The sequence below is a fragment of the Bradyrhizobium barranii subsp. barranii genome (assembly GCF_017565645.3).
Lineage (GTDB): Bacteria > Pseudomonadota > Alphaproteobacteria > Rhizobiales > Xanthobacteraceae > Bradyrhizobium > Bradyrhizobium barranii.
Genome location: NZ_CP086136.1, coordinates 9,977,872 through 10,000,410, shown reverse-complemented (window position 1 = coordinate 10,000,410; position 22,539 = coordinate 9,977,872). Strand labels below are relative to the sequence as shown.

The window sequence follows — 22,539 nt, the reverse complement described above, 5'->3', positions numbered from 1 at the left end:
TGCGCAGATCTACGCCGACCAGGGCCACGACGACCAGGCCGAGCCGACGCTGAAGCGTGCAGCGCTTGCTCAATACAGCATCATCTACTTTGCCACCCACGGTCTCGTTGCCGGCGATATCAAGGGATTGGGCGAGCCCTCGCTTGCGCTCTCCATTCCCGATCGGCCGACAGAGCTGGATGACGGCTTGCTCACGGCAAGTGAAGTCGCTCAGCTCAAGCTCAACGCCGATTGGGTTGTGCTATCGGCCTGCAACACCATCGCCGGCGACAAGCCCGGCGCCGAGGCCCTGTCGGGGCTGGCGCGCTCGTTCTTCTACGCGGGTGCACGTGCGCTGCTGGTCTCGCATTGGGCAGTGGATTCGGAGGCTGCCACCCGCTTGACCACGTCGACTTTCGAACTGCTCAAGAACGAACCAAAAATCGGCCGTGCCGAAGCCTTGCGCCGCGCGATGTTGACGTACGTTGATGACACCTCGTCACCGCGCAACGCCCGCGATGTGGGGGCCGTTCGCACTCATCGGCGAAGGCGAGGTACGATAGGACGGTCCGGGATTGTGCGTCGCAATACCAGAGGAAACGCCGAATTGCGCATTTGGTTGCGCGATCATTCGTATTTTTTTGATACGCTCGCTCAGAGCTGACATGCGCGGCATTTGGCGCGGTCCTTGAATAAACCAAATCCTGCGGGATCGGCTTGGCAACGCCAGCGTTCACCATTATTACGTCGTTCAACCGAGGCCGGACGGCCTATAATTCACGGTGACCGCGATGGCGCCAAAGCTTGGTCGCGCTGAGTGTCGCGGGTTCTAGGAGGATTTTTCGTGCAAGAGACGGGCGTGCGCAACGGTGCCTTCGGTGCCGACAAATTCGGCTTAAAGAATCTCAAACGGGTTCACTGGAACCTCGGCGCGCCGCAACTCTATCAATACTCGCTTTCCGCGGGCGAGGCGGTGCTGTCGGCCGACGGTTCGCTTTGCGCCGACACCGGTGAGTTCACCGGCCGCAGCCCGAAGGACAAGTTCACGGTGCGTGACGCCACCACCGACAAGAAGATGTGGTGGGCGGGCAACCAGTCGATCACCGCCGAACAGTTCGAGACGCTGTACCAGGATTTCCTCAAGCACGCTGAAGGCAAGAGCCTGTTCGCGCAGGACCTCTATGGCGGCGCCGATCCGGCCTACCGGATCAAGACCCGCGTCTTCACCGAGCTCGCCTGGCACTCGCTGTTCATCCGTACGCTGCTGATCCGCCCCGAGGCGGTCGAGCTGCCGAGCTTCACGCCGGAGCTCACCATCATCGACATGCCGAGCTTCCGCGCCGATCCCAAACGCCATGGCTGCAAGTCTGAGAACGTCGTCGCGATCGATTTCGCCCGCAAGATCGTCCTGATCGGCGGGTCTTATTATGCCGGCGAGATGAAGAAGTCGGTCTTCACCACGCTGAACTACTACCTGCCCGAGCGCGGCGTAATGCCGATGCACTGCTCTGCCAATGTCGGCGCCAATGGCGACACCGCGATCTTCTTCGGGCTATCAGGCACCGGCAAGACCACGCTGTCGGCCGATCCGAACCGCACGCTGATCGGTGACGACGAGCATGGCTGGGGCCCGAACGGCGTCTTCAACTTCGAGGGCGGCTGCTACGCCAAGTGCATCAAGCTCTCGCAGGAAGCCGAGCCTCAGATCTACGCCGCCTCGACCCGCTTCGGCGCGGTGCTCGAAAACTGCGTGCTCGACGAAGACACCCGCGTTGTCGATTTCGACGACGGCTCCAAGACCGAGAACACGCGCTCCGCGTACCCGCTCGACTTCATCCCGAACGCTTCGCGCACCGGCCGCGCGCCGCAGCCGAAGAACGTGGTGATGCTGGCCGCCGACGCCTTCGGCGTGCTGCCGCCGATCGCAAAGCTTTCGCCGGCGCAGGCGATGTATCACTTCCTCTCCGGCTACACCGCCAAGGTTGCCGGTACCGAGCGCGGTCTCGGCAACGAGCCGCAGCCGGAATTCTCGACTTGCTTCGGCTCGCCGTTCCTGCCGCTCGACCCCAGCGTCTACGGCAACATGCTGCGCGACCTCATCGCCCAGCACAATGTCGATTGCTGGCTGGTCAACACCGGCTGGACCGGCGGCAAGTATGGCACCGGCAGCCGCATGCCGATCAAGGTGACGCGCGCGCTGCTCACCGCCGCGCTCGACGGCTCGCTTCGCAACGTCGAATTCCGCACCGACAAATATTTCGGCTTCGCGGTCCCGACAGCGCTGCCGGGCGTGCCGGCCGAGATCCTCAATCCGGTCAACACCTGGAAGGACAAGGACGAGTTCGACAAGACCGCCCGCGCGCTGGTCGGCATGTTCCAGAAGAACTTTGCCAAGTTCGAAGCCCAGGTCGACGCCGAAGTGCGCGCAGCCGCGCCGGACGTGAAGCTCGCGGCGGAGTAATCTCTCGCATCATTCGAAATGCAAAAGGGCGGCCGCGAGGCCGCCCTTTTTGTTTCTCGCGATATCGTTCCGCCGTCATTGCGAGCGCAGCGAAGCAATCCAGATCCCTCCGCGGAGACAGTCTGGATTGCTTCGTCGCTACGCTCCTCGCAATGACGAGCTTGCGGAAGCAGTCACGCCTTGAAATACGCGATCTGCGTCGTGGTCGCGAGCAGCCTGCCGTTCGGCGACCACAGCTCGGCGTTCTGATCGGCATAGCTCTTGTGCATGATCTTCGAATCGGCCGTCGCGAGCACGCGTGTGATGTCCTCGGCGGCGAGCTCCTCGCTGCCGGTGTGAAAATACGTCGTCAGCGACACCGTGCCGAACGGCACCAGCTCGCGCCTGGCGTGGAAGATGCGGCCGAAGAAGGCGTCTGACATCGACATCAGCGACAGCATGTCGAGCTTGCGCGGCGTGCGGTCGCCGATCCAGAGCTTGGAATAGGTGCCAGCGAGCTCGGTCTGCGGTGGGCCGATCCGCATCTCGCCCTCGACGAAGCGGAATTCATACTGGTTGGCCCAGGACGCCGAGATCTTTGGGAATGGCAGCGTTGCCTCGAACGCCGTGGCGTCTGGATATTGCGCCACCCTGTGCTCCCAGGACGGCCGGCGCTCGGCGAACACGGCGGTGGCGAGCGTTGCGACCTCGCCGCCGCCCTGCGACAGTTCGACGCTCCAATGCTGGCTGGAGCGATTGGCCTTCACCAGCAGCACGTCCAGATCGAACGGCCCCTTGGCGATCGGCGCGCAGTAATTGACGGTCAGCGCCAGCGGATCGCCGGCGCGCTGCGGATGGTCGATCAGCGCACGCAGGATCGTCGCGGCCGTGGCGCCGCCGAACGGGCCGACAAAGGCCCAGTAATCGTCGCTGGTGTGTCCCTGCCAGCTGCTGTCACCGGCGGTGATGCGCGTGGCGTCGTCGAACGGGTGCGGGAGCTTGGCGTGCATTGTCTAATCCGGCTTTCAATGACGGACGTCATACCACGTCCGCCGCCGGCTTGTGCAATTACCTCTGGGATAGCCGATTTCACGTTGCGGAAAATCAGCCCGCGACGTCGCGCAGATCCGGCAGCAATGGCGTGGTCGGATTGACCGGCACGTTCCAGATCTCCTCGGCATATTCGCGGATGGTGCGGTCCGAGGAGAACCAGGCCATGCGCGCGACATTGAGGATGGAGGCGCGCGTCCAGGCCGGCGCCACCTGCCAGCGTGCGTCGACGCTGCGCTGCGCTTCGTAATAGGAATCGAAATCGGCGCTGACCATGTAGTGGTCGAGATAGCGCAGCGCGTGCGCGATTGATTCGAAGCGGCCGGGATCGCCGGGCGAGAACTCGCCGGTGCCGATCGCATTGATGGCGCGCTGGAGCTTTGGCGAATTGCGGATCACGTCGGAGGCATCCAGCCCCTGCTTGCGGCGGATCATCACGTCGCCGGCCTCCATGCCGAAGATCGCGATATTCTCCGCGCCGACATGGTCGCGGATCTCGATGTTGGCGCCGTCGAGCGTGCCGATGGTGAGCGCGCCGTTCAGCGACAGCTTCATGTTGCCGGTGCCGGAGGCCTCCATGCCGGCGGTCGAGATCTGCTCGGACAAATCGGCCGCGGGAATGATCACCTCCGCAAGGCTGACATTGTAGTCGGGCAGGAAGACGACCTTGAGCTTGCCGCCGATGGCGGGATCGTTGTTGACGACGTCCGCGACGTCGTTGACCAGCTTGATGATCAATTTTGCGTAGCGGTAGCTCGCCGCCGCCTTGCCGGCGAAGATCTTCACCCGCGGCACCCAGTTGCCGTTGGGATCGTCCTTCATCGCCTGGTACAGCGCCACCGTCTCGATGATGTTGAGGAGCTGGCGCTTGTATTCGTGAATGCGCTTGATCTGCACGTCGAACAGCGCGGTCGGATCGACCTTGATGCCGAGCCGCTCGCCGATCAGGCGCGCCAGCGCGGTCTTGTTGTGAAGCTTGACGCTGCGGAACTTCTTCTGGAATTCGACGTCGCTGGCGCGGGCTTCGATCAGGCTGAGCTGGGTCGGATCGTCGAGGACGGCTTCGCCGCAGGTCTCGCGCAGCAGGTCGGTCAGCTTCGGATTCGCCAGCATCAGCCAGCGGCGGAAGGTGATGCCGTTGGTCTTGTTGGTGATGCGGCCGGGATAGAGATGGTTGAGATCGTGGAACACGGTCTCGCGCATCAGGTCCGAATGCATCGCCGAGACGCCGTTGATGCGGTGCGAGCCGACGAAGGCGAGCTGGCCCATGCGCACGCGGCGTCCGCTCCTCTCGTCGATCAGGGAAACCGAGGCGCGGAAGTCGATGTCGCCGGGGGCGCGCGCTTCGGCCAGCGCGAGATGCTGCACGTTGATGCGGTAGATGATCTCGAGATGGCGCGGCAACAGCTGCTCGAACAGTTCGACCGGCCAGGTCTCCAGCGCCTCGGGCAACAGCGTGTGGTTGGTGTAGGACAGCGTCGCGACCGTGATCTTCCAGGCCTCGTCCCAGCGGAAATTGTGCAGGTCGACCAGGATGCGCATCAGCTCGGTGACGGCGAGGCTCGGATGGGTGTCGTTGAGCTGGACCGCGACCTTCATCGCGAGGCTGCGAAGCTGGCCGTCGGAGGTCAGGTGGCGATTGACCAGGTCCTGCAGCGAGGCGGAGACGAAGAAATACTCCTGGCGCAGCCGCAGCTCGCGGCCCGCCGGGCTTTCGTCGTTCGGATAGAGGAATTTGCAGATGGCTTCCGCGCGCGACTGCTCGGCGCTGGCGCTGACATAGTCGCCCTTGTTGAAGGCGTCGAGCTTCAACGGATCGGGCGAGCGTGCCGACCACAGGCGGAGCGCGTTGACGTGCTGGCCGCGCCAGCCGACGATCGGCGTGTCATAGGCGATCGCCTGCACGGTCTCGGCCGGATGCCAGATCGCGCGGTCGCGGCCCTTGTCGTCGACATGCTCGACGCCACCGCCGAAATGGACGTGATAGATCACCTCGGGTCGCTGCAATTCCCAGGGATTGCCGAAGCTCAGCCATTCGTCCGGATATTCCTGCTGCCAGCCCTGATTGATGATCTGGCGGAACAGGCCGTAATCGTAGCGGATGCCGTAGCCGATCGCGGGGATCGAGAGCGTGGCCATGCTCTCCATGAAGCAGGCGGCGAGCCGCCCCAGGCCGCCATTGCCGAGCGCGGCATCCGGCTCGCATTTGCGGAGCTCAGGCAGCGACACGCCGAGATCGCCGAGCGCGACCTCGAAGATCTTGAGCAGCCCCATGTTGTTCAGCGCGTCGGTGAAGAGGCGGCCGATCAGGAATTCGAGCGAGAGATAATAGACGCGCTTGCGTCCCGCATCGTAGCTGTGCTTCTCGGCCGTGAGCCAGCGATGCACGATGCGGTCGCGCAGCGCGAGCGCTGCGGCCTGGTACCAGTCGTGCTTGGTCGCCATGCCCGCATCCTTGCCGATGGCAAGGCGCAGCTTCGCCAGGATCGCGCCCTTGACGTCGGCCAGCGCGAGTTCGTCGATGGGCTGGCCGGAGGCCGGCAAACTTGGCTGGAACGATTGATCTTGCAAGGCCGTCACTTCCTGGTCGCGAGAACACCACTAACTCTACGCGTCTTCCCCTGCACCGGAACCATCCCTGGCGCGGCCGTGCACTGCGCTGGCGTAAATTTATGCAAGGAACGGGCCGATTTGGGAACCCGGAAGCGTACGGAGAGATGCGGATTCGGTGCTAGATTGAGGGCAGATTCAGCCATCAGTGTGGAGGAACGTCCATGAGACTGCTGATCGAAGTCGCCGCCGCGGCCTTCCTCGTCGTCTGCATCACCGCCTCCAGCGCCGCCTTTGCCGCCGGCAAGACGGGTCGCAGTGCCGACGGCCTGAGCTGCGGCTTCAGCGTTCCGGAAAATGCGTCTCCCGCGGTGCGCTGCGCCGCCATCAAGCGCCAATGCGGCGGCAAGTTCTACGCGAATGCGTGCGGGGACAGGCTGGTGTCGGCGGCGAATTGAGGAGCGGGTCGCCGGATTCGCAGCGCGCTATCTGACCACGCCCGACGTGAAGCCCGCCTTGCGGCGCGGCGGCTTGATTTCCTTTTTCAGGAAGCAGCGCGCTTCACGCCCGGTGTAGCCGGGACGGGAATAGGTGAAGGCGCGGCACTTGTTGTCCGCGATGCAGGCGGCCTTGCAGGCCTCTTCGCCTTCGCCGTCCTTGATCTCGAAATTGCGCAAGTCGCCGCCGGGGCGGTCGATCGACGTTTCAACGCCTTCGATCCGCGGCTCGATCACGCCGGCGCCACGCACACCGGAGATGCAGCAGCTGCCCGGGACACGCGGCGGCACCGTGTTCTTGAGCCAGCACACTGCCGAGCCGCCTTCGACGTCGGGATAATTGAAGCTCCAGGAGCGGCAGCGGCGGTCACGCTCACACTGCAGCGCGCAATCCTCGGGGTCACCTGACGTCACCGGCGAGCTGAAATAGTCGCCGCCGGGCCGGTCGAACGCCGTCTGGGCGCGCGCAGGCGCGCTCGCAAACACGAACGCAAGCAACGTGGCGCAGGCCACGACGCTTGCCATGACGGCCCCACGCAGGCGGCCCTTCCCCATTGGAACAGCTTTCGAGTTATTGACGGCGCTCAGGTTTTTTCAGCCGGTCATTTGATCGCCGCAAACCTGTATGGGCGATGAACGGCTCAGGTCCTGGTCGTCGGCCTCTGACCTAGAACGCGTATTCCGCGTAGGCCGGTTCCACGGAGCCGTTCCAGGCGCCGTTGAACTTCTCCAGCATCTCCTCGGCCGGGGTCCGGCCGGAATCAATGATGCGATCGAGCGGCTCCAGGTGCCGGGTTTCGTCGCGGCCGAGCTGGTCGATCCGGCCGCGGCGGCGCAGGCCGGCATGGGCCAGAACGAGGCATTCCTTGGCGATCTCGAACAGATAGCGGTCCTTGATTCGCGCCTTGAAGCCGAACCGCGGCACGTCGTCGCGCAGGGCCTGGCGCTCATGCGCGGTCCAGTGCTTCACGAGGTCCCACGCGGCATCGAGCGACACATCGTCGTAGAGCAGCCCGGCCCAGAAAGCCGACAGCGCCGGCAGGCGGCCCCAGGGGCCACCATCGGAACCGCGCATCTCGAGATAGCGCTTGAGGCGCACCTCCGGGAAGATCGTCGAAAGATGGTTGGCCCAGTCCGACAGCGTCGGGCGTTCGCCCGGCAGATTGTTGTTGCGGCCGTCGAAGAAGGCGCGGAACGAGGAGCCCGAGACGTCGATGTAATCCTCGTCGCGCTTGACGAAATACATGGGCACGTCGAGCGCGTAGTCGACATAGCGCTCGAAACCCATGCCGTCCTCGAATGCCCACGGCATCATGCCCGAACGCGCATTGTCGGTGTCGCGCCAGATCTCGGAGCGGAACGACAGGAAGCCGTTCGGCTTGCCCTCGGTGAACGGCGAATTGGCAAACAGCGCGGTCGCGACCGGCTGCAGCGCGAGCGAGACGCGCAGCTTCTTGACCATGTCGGCTTCGGAGGAGAAGTCGAGATTGGTCTGCACCGTGCAGGTCCGGTACATCATGTCGAGGCCGTATTGGCCGACCTTCGGCATGTAATTGGTCATGATCTTGTAGCGGCCCTTGGGCATCACCGGGATGTCGGCGCGCGACCAGGACGGCGTCATGCCGAGCCCGAGGAAGCCGATGCCGAGCGGGGTCGCGATCTCGCGCACCTGCGCCAGATGCGCCATCAGCTCGCTCTGGGTCTGATGCACGTTCTCGACCGGCGCGCCGGAGAGCTCGAACTGTCCGCCGGGCTCGAGCGAGATCGCGCCGCCGCCGGTGACGTCGTAGAGGCCGATGATGTTGCCCTTCTCCATGATCGGCTCCCAGCCGAGCAGGAGCTTCATGCCTTCGAGCAGCGCGCCGATGCCCCGCGCACCCTCGTAAGGCACCGGACGGTGGCCTTCGAGCGTGAACGGCGTCTTCTCGTGCTCGGTGCCCATGCGGAATTCGGACGGGTCCTTGCAGCCGGCCTCGAACCACGCGACGAGCTCGTCGCGCGACTGCAGCGGCGTCATATCGATCTGGTCTCGCGCCATATCAAACTCTAATCAAAAAGGGCGCTTCGATCGAAGGCGCGCGGGTGACGGGGTGGTCCGCGAACCCAGGGGGTGCACGGACGAGCTGGTGTGCCGCACGATCATCGCGACGGCGTGGTTTCGTTGACGTGGACGGGCGGCAGTTTCATCTCGCCGCACGAGCAGCCGAGACGGTCGAGCAGACCGCTGAGCTTGACGGCATCCGCATCGGACAGTTTCGAGCCGACATACTTTTCGATCGCGGCCGAATAGGCGCCCCACATCCGCTTCTGCAACTCGCGGCCGGCTTCCGTGATCTCCACGAACTGGCCGCGCTTGTCGATCTTGCATTCGCGCCGGGAGGCGAGTCCCTCGTCGACCAGGCGGTCGATCAGGCGCGAGGTGGAGTATTGCGGGATCAGCATTTGCCGCTCGAGTTCCACCGGCCGCAGCTCACCCGAGGGCGCTCGCGACAATTCGAGCAGCGCGTCGTACCATGCCAGCGGCGGGAACCCCGCCTTCTTCAAGTCCTGCTCGACGCAATCGAGCACGCGGCTCTGCACCCGCATCAGGCGGATCCAGGCCGAAGTTGCCTCGGTCGATGGTTTGCGTTTCATGGTCCCGCTCAAGCTCGTCGTCCCGTCTCTTACCTCACTCAATGCACCTGCATCAATCTTGACTATTGGATGCAAATGCATGTAGGCGTTCCTTCGCCCGAACCAAGCGTCAAGAGAAAGAAATTCCATGAAACTCTATTACTCGCCCGGCGCCTGCTCCCTGTCCCCCCACATCGCGCTCCTGGAAGCCGGCCTGCCCTATGAGCTGGTCAAGGTCGATATCCGGGCCAAGAAGCTCGAAAATGGTGAGGATTATCTGAAGCTGAACCCGAAGGGCCAGGTCCCTGCGCTGGGCCTCGACAGCGGCGAGATCGTGACCGAAGGCCCGGTCATTGTCCAGATGATCGCCGATCAGGCCTCCGCCAAGGCGCTGGCACCGGCCCATGGCAGCTCCGAGCGCTACAAGCTGCTCGAATGGCTGAACTTCCTCACCTCGGAGGTGCACAAGAGCTTCGGACCGCTGTTCGCGCCGGCGCTGAACGACGAGGCCAAGGCCTTCTTCAAGGACCGCGTCATGGGCAAGCTGACATACATCGACAGCCAGCTCGCCGGCCGCGACTACCTCATGGGAAAGCAGTTCACGGTGGCCGACGGCTATCTCTTCACGATGCTGACCTGGGGCGATCGGATGAAGTTCGACCTCTCGGCCATGCCGAACCTGACCGCCTACAAGGCTCGCGTCGCAGCGCGGCCGCAGGTCCAGGAGGCGCTGATGAAGGAAGGCCTTGCGCAGGCGAAGTAAGCGCATCGCAAGATGCAACAAGCGAAAGGCCGGATCGACGATCCGGCCTTTTTCTTTGTGAACCATTCGATCGGCGGCCACGTCGAAATCGCGGAGCATCTCCATGAGACCGCCGCCGCCATGAACATGATCGTTCTTATGACCGCCGCGGGCGCGCCGCTCGCGATGCTTGGCTTGTCGACGCCGGACCTGCCGCAGCGCAATTGCATCTTCATGATCCATCCGCAGGTCACCTCGGCCGTGTTCGAGAGCAAGGAAGGAAAAATCGTCTTTCCCGATCGGCCGACCGAATATCCATGCAGCTATGCCAGGAAGAAGGGCGGAACGGACATCGCCCTCACCAATCAGAATGGCTGGCGCTTCGAGGTCCGCATTGGCCGTGGCGATGAAGGCAGCTGGAGAGCGAGTCTTGCCGATGATGCGGTCTCGGGCCGGGCGTTCTCGCCGCTCGGAGACCGCAAATAAAAGGGGCCGGATCGTCGATCCGGCCCCTTTTTATTCTGGCCCGGGCAAGTGGGCGCGAACCCATCTCGCCGGATCATCGTACCTATCATTAGACTTATGAACTACTGTTCGCCGAATGTAAGTAGTGCTGTCTTGTCAGTACCCGTAAAGCGCGCGAGCTTGGCGGAATTGTTAGAGGATTATTTCATCGGAGTTGAACTTGACGATTGCCTTGGTCCTGATCGTCGCAAGTGCATTGGTGGGAATAGCGACAGGTTATGTTTTCAGGATCTGGGCGCTGATATTGATTGCGCCGGCGATCGCGGTTTTCTCGGCAATCATTCTTCGCGTTTACGAATTCGGCATGATGGCGGGTGTGACCGTCATCGCCATCTGTCTTGCCGCCTGCCAGCTCGCCTACTTCGCGGCGGCCTACCTGCTGCACGCGCGGGCGGTCTCAGCCCATGACGAAGTCGACGGCGAGCCAGGCGAGGGAGGCCAGCATAAAATCCGCCGCCAGCACAAGTAGCGCCAAAGCGGCCCAAAGCATCGGCCCCTTGCGGCGCAGGCGCGCCGGCTTCTGTTGCGGCGATAGGCGGCGAGTGGCGGGTCCAACAGCATATTTCGCGGTGAGATCGCGACCGAGCGCGGTCTTCCGCAGCACCAAAGAGTTCATCAAGGATACTTTCTTATTTTGTCTTCAACCTGCCGATGGCTCGGCAAGTGTCCCAACCGGATTCGGAACCCTGACCCGGAGCAAGACTAGTGCCAGGGCCGAGCAAAAGAACGGCGCCGCTTCGACACGCCTATGACAATTGCGCGACACCACGGCAGCGGGGGACTCTGACACGGGTCCTACGCGAATTCTGTGATTGGTTCCACAAGCCGGGAACAAATCTGACGCAACCGTGATGACGTCTCCCCAAACAAGAAGGCCGGATCGACGATCCGGCCTTCTTTCTCAAATGATTTTGGGTGATCAGGCCGCGGCCTTCTTCGGCGCGAAGCGGCCGTAGAAGGTTTCTCCCTTCGCGGCCATCTCCTCGAGAAGCTTCGGCGGGTTGAAGCGCGAGCCGTACTTCGCCTCCAGCTTGTGGCAGAGCTCGACAAATTTCTTCGTGCCCATGAAGTCGATGTAGGACAGCGTGCCGCCGGTGAACGGCGCGAAGCCGAAGCCGAGGATCGAGCCGACATCCGCCTCGCGCGGGTCGGTGATGACGTGGTCTTCGACCGTGCGCGCGGCTTCCACCGCCTGCACCACCAGGAAACGCTGCTTCAACTCCTCGATGTCGAGCGTGTCAGGATCGAGCTGCTTCGGCTGGAGCGCTGTCAGCCCCGGCCACAGGCTCTTCTGACCCTTGCCCTTCTCGGGGTAGTCGTAGAAGCCCTTGCTGTTCTTGCGGCCGAGACGGCCCTGCTTCTCGACCATCTCCACCATCAGCTTCTTCTGATCGGGGTTGATGGCGTTCGGGCCGAGATCGGCTTCCGTCGCCTTCATGATCTTGAGCCCGAGGTCAAGTGCGACTTCGTCCGAGAGCGAGAGCGGACCGACCGGCATGCCGGCCATCTTGGCGCAGTTCTCGATCATCGCCGGCGGCACGCCTTCGAGGAACATCTCGTTGCCTTCGGCGACGTAGCGGCCGACGCAGCGATTGGCGAAGAAGCCCCGGCTGTCGTTGACGACGATCGGCGTCTTGCCGATCTGCCGGACGTAGTCGAGCGCGGTCGCGAGCGCGACGTCGCCGGTGTTCTTGCCCTTGATGATCTCGACCAGCATCATCTTCTCGACCGGCGAGAAGAAGTGGATGCCGACGAACTTGCCCTGGTCCTTGAAGCCCTCGGCCAGCGAGGTGATCGGCAGCGTCGAGGTGTTCGACGCGAAGATCACGTCCGGCTTCATATGCTCCTGCGCCTTCGCGAAGGTATCAGCCTTGACCTTGCGATCCTCGAACACGGCCTCGATGACGAGGTCGACGTCCTTGAGTGCAGCATAATCGGCAGTCGGCGTAATGCGCGCGAGCAGCGCGTCGGCGTCACCGGGCTTGGCGCGGCCCTTCTTGATCTGCTCCTCGATCACCTTCTGAGCGTGCGCCTTGCCCTTGTCGGCACTCTCCTGGTCGCGGTCGATCAGGACGACGTCGAGGCCGGCGCGGGCCGAGACGTAGCCGACGCTCGCACCCATGAAGCCGGCGCCGATCACCGCGATCTTCTTCACCTTGGTAGGGGCTACGTCCTTCGGACGGCGCGCGCCCTTGTTCAGCTCCTGCATCGACAGGAACAGGCTGCGGATCATCGCGGCCGCTTCTTTCGAGCGCAGCACCGAGGTGAAGTAGCGCGACTCGACGCGGAGCGCGGCGTCGATCGGCAACTGCAGGCCTTCATAGACGCAGCTCATGATCGCGCGCGCGGCTGGATAATTGTCGTAGGTCTCGCGGCGATAGATCGCATTGCCCGCCGGGAACATCATCATGCCGGCCTTGGAGAACACCGGACCGCCCGGCAGCTTGAAGCCCTTCTCGTCCCAGGGCGCGACGGCCTTGCCGCCGCCCTTGATCCAGTCCTTCGCTGCCTTGATGAGGTCGCCTGAGGGAACGATCGCGTGAATCAGATTGAGCTGCTTGGCCTTCTCGACCGTGACCGGATCGCCCTTGAGCAGGATCGTCATCGCGTCCTGCGGCGGCACCAGGCGCGGCACGCGCTGCGTGCCGCCGGCGCCGGGGAACAGGCCGACCTTGACTTCGGGCAGACCGAGCCGCGTCTTGGGATTCTCCGCCGCCACGCGGTAGTGGCAGCACAGCGTGATCTCGAAACCGCCGCCGAGCGCGAGGCCGTTGATCGCGGCCGCCCACGGCTTGCCGGAGGTCTCGATCGAACGCAGCACCTGCGAGAAGCGCCGGCTCTGGTCGAACAGCATCTGGTTTGCGGCGGTCTCGTCCTGCTCCTTCAAGACCTTGGCGTAGGCCTGGTTCATGCCCTCGAGCATCGACAGGTCGGCGCCGGCGCAGAACGCCTCCTTGGCGGAGGTGATGACGACGCCCTTCACGGCGGCGTCGGCCGTGGTTTCCTTGACGATCGCATCGAGCTCGCTGGTCGAGGTCTCGTCGAGCACGTTCATCGAACGGCCCGGGATGTCCCAGGTGACGAGCGCGATGCCGTCAGAATCGGTCTCAACCCTAAAGTTCTTGTAAGCCATGTTGGTTGCTCCTCGGTGCCGCAGCCAATCTCAGGCGCGGCGGTTGACTTAAGATCTCGTAGGGTGGGCAAAGGCGCTCTTGCGCCGTGCCCACCATCCTTCGCGGAGACAGCAATGGTGGGCACGCCCACCCGACGGCAGCTCGTTAGACCCGCTCGATGATGGTCGCGGTGCCCATGCCGCCGCCGATGCACAGCGTCACCAGCGCGGTCGCCTTGTTGGTGCGTTCGAGCTCGTCGAGCACGGTGCCGAGGATCATCGCGCCGGTCGCGCCAAGCGGATGGCCGAGCGCGATCGCGCCGCCATTGACGTTGATCTTGGCGTTGTCGATGTCGAAGGCCTGGATGTAGCGCAGCACGACGGAGGCGAAGGCCTCGTTGAGCTCGAACAAATCGATATCCGACTTCTTCATGCCGGAACGTGCGAACAGCTTTTCAGTGACGTCGACCGGACCGGTCAGCATCATCGCCGGCTCCGAGCCGACATTGGCAAACGCACGGATCTTTGCGCGCGGCTTCAGGCCGTATTTGCTGGCCGCTTCCTTGCTGCCGAGCAGCACGGCGCCGGCACCGTCGACGATGCCCGACGAGTTGCCGGCATGGTGCACGTAATTGACGCGCTCGATTTCGGGGTGCGACTGCACGGCGACGCCGTCGAAGCCACCCATCTGCGCCATCATCGTGAACGACGGCTGCAGCTGCGCCAGCGACTGCATCGTCGTCGAGGGACGCATGTGCTCGTCCTTGGCGAGGATGGTGAGGCCGTTGATGTCCTTCACCGGCACGACGGACCTGTTGAAGCGGCCCTCGTCCCAGGCCTTGGCGGCGCGCTGCTGGCTCTGCACGGCATAAGCGTCGACGTCGTCGCGCGAGAAGCCGTACTTCGTGGCGATCAGATCGGCCGAGACGCCTTGCGGCATGAAGTAGGCCGGCACGGCCATCGACGGGTCCATCGGCCAGGCGCCACCGGAGGCGCCGATGCCGACGCGGCTCATGGATTCGGCGCCGCCACCGATCACCAGCTCATGCTGGCCGCTCATCACCTGGGCTGCGGCAAAATTCACGGCGTCGAGGCCGGAAGCGCAGAAGCGGCTGATCTGCACGCCGGGCACGGCTTCGCCGAGGCCGGCCTTGAGCGCCGCGAAGCGCGCGATGTCGCTGCCGGCTTCGCCGACGGGGTCGACCACGCCGAGCACGACGTCGTCCACCGAATCTTCCGGCAAATTGTTGCGGTCCTTCAGCGCCTTCAGCGGCACGGTGGCGAGCGCGAGCGCGGTGACCTCGTGCAGCGCGCCGTCTGCCTTGCCGCGGCCGCGCGGGGTTCGGACGTGGTCGTAGATATAGGCATCTGCCATGGGAGCCTCCTGATTGCAGTTATTGGTTACGACCGCGGCGCGGTCGGATCATTGGCGAAGCGGGAAGCCTCAGAAAGCTTCCGCCGGCAGTTCCATGATGGTGGCGCAGCCGGCCTGGATGCGCGCGAGATTGGCGGCGGTCTCCGGCAGCATGCGTTCCATGAAGAAACGGCCGGTGACGAGCTTGGTCGAGAGATAGGGCGTCGCTCCGCTCGCGGCAATCTTCGCCTGCGTCACCTTGGCCATCTTCGCCCACATGTAGCCGAGCGTGACGAAGCCGAAGAGATGCAGGTAGTCGGTTGCGGCAGCACCCGCATTGTCGGGCTTTGCCATGGCGTTCTGCATTAGCCAGGTCGTGGCCTGCTGGAGATGGCCGAGCGAAGCCGAGAGCGGCGCGATGAAGGGTTTTAGTGCCTCGTCGCCGCCGTTCTCCTTGGCGAAGGCCATGACCTCGCCGAAGAACGCCATGATGGCGCGGCCGCCGTCGCGCGGCAGCTTGCGGCCGACGAGGTCGAGCGCCTGGATGCCGTTGGCGCCTTCATAGATCATGGCGATGCGGGCATCGCGCACGAACTGCTCCATGCCCTGCTCGGCGATGTAGCCGTGGCCGCCATACATCTGCTGCGCCTGCACCGCGTTGGCAAAGCCGTAATCGGTGAGGAAGCCCTTCAGCACGGGCGTCATCAGGCCCATGTGGTCGTCGGCGGCCTGACGGTCCTTGGGATCCTCCGAGCGATGGGCGACGTCGCTCTTCAGCGCGGTCCACATCACGAAGGCACGCGCGGCCTCGTTGAAGGCACGGATCGAGAGCAGCGTGCGGCGCACGTCGGGATGCACGATGATCGGGTCGGCCTGCTTGTCCGGCGCCTTTACGCCGGTCAGCGAACGGCCCTGGATGCGCTCGCGGGCATAGGCGACCGCGTTCTGATAGGCGACCTCGGACTGCGCGAGACCCTGCACGGCGACGCCGAGGCGGGCCTCGTTCATCATCACGAACATGCCCTGCATGCCCTTGTTCTCTTCGCCGATCAGCCAGCCGGTGGCGCTGTCGTAGTTCATCACGCAGGTGGAATTGCCGTGAATGCCCATCTTGTGCTCGATCGAGCCGCACACGACGCCGTTGCGTGCGCCGACCGAACCATCGGCATTGACCAGGAATTTCGGCACTACGAACAGGGACACGCCCTTGATGCCGGCCGGTGCGCCCTCGATGCGGGCGAGCACGAGGTGGATGATGTTGGGGGCGAGGTCGTGCTCACCGGCCGAGATGAAGATCTTCGTGCCCGTGATCTTGAAGCTGCCGTCGGGCTGGCGGATCGCCTTGGTGCGGAGCATGCCGAGATCGGTGCCGCAATGCGGCTCGGTCAGGTTCATGGTGCCGGTCCACTCACCCGCCACCATCTTCGGTACGTAGGTCTGCTTCTGTTCGGGCGAGCCGTGCACGATCAGCGCCGCGGTCGCGCCCATGGTGAGGCCGCCATACATCGAGAACGCCATGTTGGCGGAGATCTGGAATTCATTGACCGCCTGGGAGAGCGTCACCGGCAGGCCCTGGCCGCCGAACTCGGTCGGAGCCGACAGACCGAGCCAGCCGCCCTCGGCGACCTGCTTGAAGGCATCCTTGAAACCCTTCGGCGTGGTGACGCTGCCGTCATCGGCGCGCTTGCAGCCTTCGAGGTCGCCGACACGGTTGAGCGGCTGCAGCACTTCTTCCGCAAGCTTCGCGGCTTCGCCAAGAATGGCTTCGCGCACGTCGCTCGACGCATCGGAGAAGCCGGCCAGATTGTCGTAGCGATCGATCTGGAAGACGTCGTTGAGCAGGAAGTTCACGTCTTCGACGGGGGCTTTATAGATCGGCATGATGGTCTCCCGGCAGGCGGTCTGAAGTGATGATGTTGACTTATGATTGAGCGGCGGCCAACTGCTCCGCCATCAGGCGGTGCAGCATGTTGATCGCCTTGAGCGGACGCACCATCACCTTGAAATTGGTGATGCGTCCCTCGGCATCGAAGGTGATGATGTCGACACCGTTGATCTCGATGCCGTCGATGACATTCTTGAATTCGAGCACCGCGCCATTGGCGCTTTTCCACTCACCGACATAGGTGAAGCCGGGACCGCCGAGCACCTTCTCGGCACTGGCGAGATATTTGAAGGTGATGTCGCGGCCTCGCTGGGGCGAATGCACCACGGGGCTTTCGAACACGGCGTCAGGATGGAGCAGGTCCCAGAGCGCGGCGCGGTCGTGGGACTTCATAAAGGCGTACCAGGAATCGAGGCCGGTCATTCTCAGGTGCCTCCCTTGATCAAAGGCCTTGTTGATCAAAGGCCTTGGCAAAAACGCGAAAACAACCCCATGCACAGTAGCGCGATGGCCGATAAGGGCGGGTCTGAAGCCCGCCTCATATGCACATTGACGCATATGCACCGATGCGCATAAAGTCAAGTCAATTGGTCGGGACCTCGAAAGGGAGCTGGTACCATGGCGCTCGGCGACGCAATCCTCGCATGCCTGACGGAACGTCCGATGACGGGCTACGAGCTCGCCAAGACATTCGATTCCTCGATCGGCTTCTTCTGGAAAGCCGACCACCAGCAAATCTACCGCGAGCTCTCGAAGCTGCGCGACCGCGGCTACATCCAGGGCCGCGAGGTCGTGCAATCGGGCAAGCCCAACAAACTGATTTATACGCTGACTCCCGAGGGCCGAACAGCGCTGCGGCACTGGGCCGCGCGGCCGAGCACACCGCCCTCGATCAAGGACGACCTGCTGGTGCGGCTGCACGCGCTCGACAGCATCGACATCGAGCCCATGCGCACCGATCTGATGGCCCGGCTGGAGCACCACCGCGACCGGCACGAGAATTACGAGCGGATCCTCAAGAAGCGATTCCCGGAGGGCTCGGCGTCGGGCGTGCTCGACCTCGGCAATCTGCTGCTGCTTCAGCTCGGTGCCCGCCACGAGCAGATGGTGGCCGATTTCTGCGAAGAGGCGCTCCAGGCGCTATCGGCGATGAGCGGCAAGGGCACGGTCGTGCCGCTGGAGGACGGCAAGCGCGAGGGGAAGGGCTGAGCCTGCGCAGCCCTAGTACTTTGTGACGACCGGCTTATCCCAGTTGAACCGGACATTGACGCCGGCGCGGACGATGTCGTCCGTCAGCCGGACGTCGCGGGTGACGGCGCCGCTGATCGGCGGATCGACATATCGTTTGCTGCCAAAATCGACGTGCACATATTCGAGCTTGAGGGTCACGGCGCCCCAGGTATCGACATAGGCCGCCCATTCACCACCGAGCCCGGCCGCCAGGCCGGTGCGGGTCTGGGAGCTGGTGACCTGCACCACTTGGTTGGACACGGTGACCTCGGTACCGGCGAAGGCGATACCGGCCGTGCCATAGATCAGAAACTGATCGAGCGCGTAACCGACACGGCCGCGGAACATATCGATCCATTTTTCCCGCGTGCCGCTCGTCACCCCGACGTTGAAGGGCGGCAGATCCTGCACCTTGCCGTGCTGGTTGGTCCATGACGCGTCGTTCTCGAAGCCGAGCACGGTCTTTTCGATCTGGAAATCGCAGCCGAAGACACCGCCCGCGACGGCAGCACCGCTGAGATTGAAAGTTCCTGTGATCGTTGGCCCGGAGTCGTCGCCGGCGCGCCGGACATGCTCGCTCTTGCCCCAGTTGCCGCCGCCCTGGATGCCGACATAGCAGCTGGTCCAATTGTATCCCGCGGGCGCCGGTGCCTTCACCGCAGGCGCTGCCGCCGGGGCATCGGCGGCAACAGCATGCGATGCCAGTCCGGCCGCCATCGCGGCCACGAGCAACCTTTTCATGTCAGCCAACAATCCAGTCAGGCAAGAACCCGCCCGTGGATCGGGCCGCTCTCTATCCATTGAGACGTGCGGATCGGGCGCGTGGCGAAATCTTTGTCGGGACGCAGCTTTGGGGCGGGGCCAACGGCGGCAATCGGGTTCCCGGCGCCCAACTTTAAGACACCGGCAACGCGTTCCTTAACCCGTTATTTACCGTAACAGGAAAAAGTCGGTTTTCGAGGCAGACGACCCGCGCCAAATCCGATTGTCTTCACAACCGGCACGCGTGGGGAGGCTGGAGGCGCCGGGTGGGGCGCCGGAGTCGGAACCGGACAGAGTCATGAATTCGCGCGTATCGTGGAGTGTTGACGGCATCGATCCATCCGTCAGGGAGCGGGCCGAAGCTGCTGCGCGTCGTGCCGGCATGTCACTCAACGATTGGCTGAACTCCACGCTCGGCGAGACGGCCCCGCCGAATTTTCGCGGACCTTACGATCAACGCCAAGAACAACGTCAAGAGCAGCGCCAAGATCAGCGCCAAGATCAGCGCCCGCAACAGATGCCGAGCCAGGAGAGCCGCGACGTCGCCGATATCCACCAGCGGCTCGACGCGATCACCCAGCAGATCGAACGGATTTCAAAGCCCGCGCCGCGCCAAGATGCTTCACGACAGGACGCGTCGCGACCAGACGTCTCGCGCGAGCAGGGCGTCGCGCGCCAGCTCAACGACGCGATCTCGCGGCTCGATGCGCGGCTGTCGCAAATCTCAAAGCCGCAGCAGCCTCAGCGGCCGGCACCGGCTCCGGCACCCGTCGAGACGCGCCAGCGCCAGGCCGATATGGTCGAGCGCGCGGCCGCACAGGTCTATCGCAATTCACCTCCCCTGAGCCCCGCGTCGTTCGACGTTGCGGTCGCCGAGATCACGGCACGGCAGAGCGAGCTCGACGGCTTTACGCCGCGGCAGATGCCGCCACGCGCAGCACCCTCGATTGCACCGACGGCAGCTCCTTTCGCGCCCCCGATGGCGCCGCCCGCGCCTGCCTATGCACCGCCGCCCCCGCAGCCGGGGCCGGATTTCTCGTCGCTCGAGCGCCATTTGCTCAAGATCACGAGCCAGATCGAGTCGCTCCAGCGCCCTGACAACACCGAGCAGGCGATCAACGCCTTCCGCAGCGAGCTTGCCGAGATCCGCCACGCCATTACCGAGGCGATGCCGCGCCGCGCGATCGAATCGATCGAGAACGAGATCCGCTCGCTGCATCGTCGCATCGACGAGACCCGCTCGTCCGGGACGGACGGCCAGGTCCTGTCGGGCATCGAGCACGCGCTGTCCGAGATCAAGCAGGTGCTGCGCACGCTGACGCCGGCCGAGCAGCTCACCGGCTACGACGAGGCGATCCGCAATCTCGGCGCCAAGCTCGATCTGATCCTGCGCGCCAATGACGACCCCTCGACGGTGCGCCAGCTCGAAGGCGCGATCTCGGCGCTGCGCGGCATCGTCTCCAACGTCGCCTCCAACGAAGCCCTGGCGCGTCTTTCCGACGACGTGCAGCTGCTGTCCTCCAAGGTCGACCAGGTCACCCGCTCGTCCGGCCCCAGCGACAGCTTTGCGGTACTGGAGCAGCGCATCGCGGCGCTCACCGCCGCGCTGGAAACGCGCGAGCGGCCGCAGCCCACCGAGAGCAGCGAGCATCTCGAAGCCGCGATCCGCGCGCTGTCGGACCGTTTCGACCGCATGCAGGTCGGCAACGATTCCGCGTCGACCTTTGCGCATCTCGAACAGCGGGTCTCGTATCTGCTGGAGCGGATCGAAGCCGCCTCCGATCCGCGCAACGGCAATCTAAGCCGCGTCGAGGACGGGCTGCACGACATCCTGCGGCATCTGGAGCGGCAGCAGGCGACCTATTCCGCCCTCGCCGAAAGCCGCAATTCGGCGCCGTCTGCCGATTCCGGCATGGTCGATCTGGTCAAGCGCGAGCTCTCCGACATCCGCTTCAGCCAGGCCGAGACCAACCGCAGCACCCAGGATTCGCTCGAGGCCGTGCACAGCGCGCTCGGCCATGTCGTCGATCGCCTCTCGATGATCGAGGGTGATCTGCGCGCGGTGCGCACGGCGCCGCCGGCACCCGCGCCGCAGCCGATGCCCAGTTCGACGTCCATGTCGATGCCGATGGCCGCGCCCATGGAGCCCCCGCCCGTCGCGCGCGAGCCGTGGCAGCAGCCGCAGCAGCAGCCGAAATACGATCCGAAGCCGGAGCTGCAGAACCCGGCCGCCGCGCAACAGCCGCCACAGGGCGCCTTCGTCGCCGCGCCGCGCGAATTCCATGCCGCCGCACCGGCCGCGCCGCCGCCGGTGCCAACCGCACCGCCCGTTCCGCCGCGTGCGATCAGCGAGATCCTCGAGCCGCACACGGCGCCCGCGCGCGCCGCGCTCGCACCGGAATTGCCGCCGGACCATCCGCTCGAGCCGGGCACACGGCCGGGCGGCCGCGTCGCCACGCCCTCGGAGCGCATTGCCGCGTCCGAAAGCGCGATCAGCGAAATCCCCGCCGCGCCGAAAGAGCCGGTGTCGTCGTCGAGCTTTATCGCGGCCGCACGCCGCGCCGCGCAGGCCGCCGCCGCGCAGCCGGAAAAGCCGGCCCGCGGTGCCAAGGCAAGTGCAAAGGCAGCTGCCAAGGCGGCCATCGCAGGCCGCACCAAGGACAAGGGCCAGGAAGGCGGCTCGACCATCACCTCGAAGATCCGCTCGCTGCTGGTCGGCGCCAGCGTGGTCGTGATCGTGCTCGGCACCTTCAAGATGGCGATGAACCTGCTCGATGGCGGCAGCCCGCCACCGTCACCGCAGGCGATGGAGAATTCGTCGAGCGCGCCCGCGCCGCAGGCTCCGCCGCCGCCGGTCGAGACCAGGCCTGCCACGCCCGAGCAGGTCACGCCGTCGATGACCTCGCCGACGCCCGCGCCGGCTCCTATGGCAGGGTCGGGCAGCTCGGCTTCGGTCGAAATCCCGCCGGTCCCCGCGACGCCACCACCGCCTGCGGCGAGCAACGACGTCACCGGCGCGCTGTCGGGCGCGAGCCGCGCGAGGCTCGGCATGATCCAGGTGCCGCCGAGCGAGAAGCTCCCTGACGGCATCGGCGGTCCGGTGCTGCGCACCGCCGCGATGAAGGGCGATGCGACCGCGGCCTACGAGATCGGCGTGCGCTTTGCCGAGGGCAAGGGCGTCGCTGCGAATTACGATGAAGCCGCCAAATGGTACGACCGCGCGGCGCAGGCCGGCGTGGTGCCCGCGACCTTCCGCCTCGGCACGCTCTATGAGAAGGGCCTCGGGGTGAAGAAGGACGCCGACATCGCCCGCCGCTACTACACGCAAGCCGCCGAGCGCGGCAACGCCAAGGCGATGCACAATCTCGCGGTGCTCGACGCCGACGGCGGCGGACGCGGCGCCAATTACAAGAGCGCGGCGCAGTGGTTCCGCAAGGCCGCCGATCGCGGCGTCGCCGACAGCCAGTTCAACCTCGGCATCCTCTATGCCCGCGGCATCGGCGTGGAGCAGAACCTCGCCGAATCCTACAAATGGTTCACTCTCGCAGCCGCCCAGGGTGACGCGGATGCGTCGGGCAAGCGCGACGACGTCGCCAAGCGGCTCGATCCGCAGTCGCTCGCCGCCGCCAAGCTCGCGATCCAGACTTTCAGCGCCGAGCCGCAGCCCGACGACGCGGTCAATGTTCCCGCCCCGAACGGCGGCTGGGACAGCGCGCCGCAGGCGAACGCAAAGCCTGCGCCGAAGCCGGTCGCGACCAAGCGCTCGGCCTCGGCGGCGCACTAGAGCGCACTCTCACTCC

At 64.7% G+C, this 22,539-nt stretch carries 17 protein-coding genes and 1 pseudogene; 8 read left to right on the top strand and 10 right to left on the bottom strand.

Translation table 11 applies throughout. The features are described 5' to 3' along the window. Positions 1 to 37: 37 nt before the first annotated feature. Positions 38 to 542, top strand: a pseudogene (locus J4G43_RS48615) (CHAT domain-containing protein); the annotation flags it as partial. A 281-nt stretch (positions 543 to 823) separates the two neighbouring features. Next, positions 824 to 2,440: a phosphoenolpyruvate carboxykinase gene (locus tag J4G43_RS48610; RefSeq protein ID WP_166345764.1), complete on the top strand. Its 1,617-nt coding sequence runs from the start codon at positions 824 to 826 to the stop codon at positions 2,438 to 2,440. A gap of 173 nt (positions 2,441 to 2,613) precedes the next feature. Here the strand turns inward: J4G43_RS48610 and J4G43_RS48605 are convergent, their stop codons facing one another. Both J4G43_RS48605 and J4G43_RS48600 read right to left on the bottom strand, forming a co-directional pair. Continuing rightward, on the bottom strand, positions 2,614 to 3,429 hold the full coding sequence (locus J4G43_RS48605; protein WP_208089112.1) for an acyl-CoA thioesterase: 816 nt from the start codon (positions 3,427 to 3,429) through the stop codon (positions 2,614 to 2,616). 94 nt (positions 3,430 to 3,523) lie between these two features. Continuing rightward, positions 3,524 to 6,040 carry a glycogen/starch/alpha-glucan phosphorylase gene (locus tag J4G43_RS48600; protein ID WP_071917779.1) on the bottom strand — a complete coding sequence of 839 codons (2,517 nt, stop codon included), beginning with the start codon at positions 6,038 to 6,040 and terminating at the stop codon, positions 3,524 to 3,526. Between the two features lie 203 nt (positions 6,041 to 6,243). Here J4G43_RS48600 and J4G43_RS48595 point away from each other — a divergent pair, with 203 nt between their 5' ends. Then, positions 6,244 to 6,477, top strand: coding sequence for a hypothetical protein (locus J4G43_RS48595; protein ID WP_208089111.1), 234 nt, complete (start codon positions 6,244 to 6,246; stop codon positions 6,475 to 6,477). A gap of 27 nt (positions 6,478 to 6,504) precedes the next feature. Here the strand turns inward: J4G43_RS48595 and J4G43_RS48590 are convergent, their stop codons facing one another. The 3 genes from J4G43_RS48590 to J4G43_RS48580 all read right to left on the bottom strand — a co-directional run bounded on the left by J4G43_RS48590 (position 6,505) and on the right by J4G43_RS48580 (position 9,150). Beyond that, a complete protein-coding gene (locus tag J4G43_RS48590; protein WP_208089110.1) occupies positions 6,505 to 7,071 on the bottom strand; it encodes a PAN domain-containing protein in 567 nt (188 codons plus the stop codon). Between the two features lie 112 nt (positions 7,072 to 7,183). Next, positions 7,184 to 8,554 (bottom strand): glutamate--cysteine ligase, encoded by a 1,371-nt coding sequence (locus J4G43_RS48585; RefSeq protein ID WP_038933719.1) that lies wholly within the window; start codon positions 8,552 to 8,554, stop codon positions 7,184 to 7,186. 101 nt (positions 8,555 to 8,655) lie between these two features. Then, positions 8,656 to 9,150: a MarR family winged helix-turn-helix transcriptional regulator gene (locus J4G43_RS48580; RefSeq protein ID WP_014498535.1), complete on the bottom strand. Its 495-nt coding sequence runs from the start codon at positions 9,148 to 9,150 to the stop codon at positions 8,656 to 8,658. A gap of 127 nt (positions 9,151 to 9,277) precedes the next feature. Here J4G43_RS48580 and gstA point away from each other — a divergent pair, with 127 nt between their 5' ends. The 3 genes from gstA (at position 9,278) to J4G43_RS48565 (ending at position 10,865) form a co-directional block, all read left to right on the top strand. Further along, complete coding sequence (gene gstA / locus J4G43_RS48575; RefSeq protein WP_208089109.1) at positions 9,278 to 9,892, top strand: glutathione transferase GstA; 615 nt, start codon at positions 9,278 to 9,280, stop codon at positions 9,890 to 9,892. A gap of 12 nt (positions 9,893 to 9,904) precedes the next feature. Continuing rightward, positions 9,905 to 10,357: a hypothetical protein gene (locus J4G43_RS48570; protein WP_208089108.1), complete on the top strand. Its 453-nt coding sequence runs from the start codon at positions 9,905 to 9,907 to the stop codon at positions 10,355 to 10,357. 199 nt (positions 10,358 to 10,556) lie between these two features. After that, positions 10,557 to 10,865: a hypothetical protein gene (locus J4G43_RS48565; protein WP_208089107.1), complete on the top strand. Its 309-nt coding sequence runs from the start codon at positions 10,557 to 10,559 to the stop codon at positions 10,863 to 10,865. 450 nt (positions 10,866 to 11,315) lie between these two features. On the opposite strand, the gene J4G43_RS48560 is transcribed toward J4G43_RS48565, so the two are convergent. From J4G43_RS48560 to J4G43_RS48545, 4 genes are all read right to left on the bottom strand, one after another. Further along, positions 11,316 to 13,529, bottom strand: a complete 2,214-nt coding sequence (locus tag J4G43_RS48560) for an FAD-dependent oxidoreductase (RefSeq protein ID WP_208089106.1) — start codon at positions 13,527 to 13,529, stop codon at positions 11,316 to 11,318. A gap of 145 nt (positions 13,530 to 13,674) precedes the next feature. Beyond that, positions 13,675 to 14,883, bottom strand: a complete 1,209-nt coding sequence (locus J4G43_RS48555) for an acetyl-CoA C-acetyltransferase (RefSeq protein ID WP_208089105.1) — start codon at positions 14,881 to 14,883, stop codon at positions 13,675 to 13,677. A 69-nt stretch (positions 14,884 to 14,952) separates the two neighbouring features. Then, positions 14,953 to 16,743, bottom strand: a complete 1,791-nt coding sequence (locus J4G43_RS48550; RefSeq protein ID WP_208089104.1) for an acyl-CoA dehydrogenase C-terminal domain-containing protein — start codon at positions 16,741 to 16,743, stop codon at positions 14,953 to 14,955. Positions 16,744 to 16,783: 40 nt separating this feature from the next. Further along, positions 16,784 to 17,170, bottom strand: coding sequence for a nuclear transport factor 2 family protein (locus J4G43_RS48545; protein WP_063980754.1), 387 nt, complete (start codon positions 17,168 to 17,170; stop codon positions 16,784 to 16,786). A gap of 195 nt (positions 17,171 to 17,365) precedes the next feature. On the opposite strand from J4G43_RS48545, the gene J4G43_RS48540 reads away from it, so the two are divergent. Continuing rightward, complete coding sequence (locus J4G43_RS48540) at positions 17,366 to 17,956, top strand: PadR family transcriptional regulator (protein ID WP_028159994.1); 591 nt, start codon at positions 17,366 to 17,368, stop codon at positions 17,954 to 17,956. A gap of 12 nt (positions 17,957 to 17,968) precedes the next feature. Here the strand turns inward: J4G43_RS48540 and J4G43_RS48535 are convergent, their stop codons facing one another. Next, the gene (locus J4G43_RS48535) at positions 17,969 to 18,718 is read right to left on the bottom strand and encodes an outer membrane protein (RefSeq protein ID WP_208089103.1); all 750 of its coding nucleotides are present in this window, start codon (positions 18,716 to 18,718) and stop codon (positions 17,969 to 17,971) included. 319 nt (positions 18,719 to 19,037) lie between these two features. Between J4G43_RS48535 and J4G43_RS48530 the strand changes: the two genes are divergently transcribed. Then, the gene (locus J4G43_RS48530; protein WP_208089102.1) at positions 19,038 to 22,523 is read left to right on the top strand and encodes a tetratricopeptide repeat protein; all 3,486 of its coding nucleotides are present in this window, start codon (positions 19,038 to 19,040) and stop codon (positions 22,521 to 22,523) included. Positions 22,524 to 22,539 lie beyond the last annotated feature (16 nt).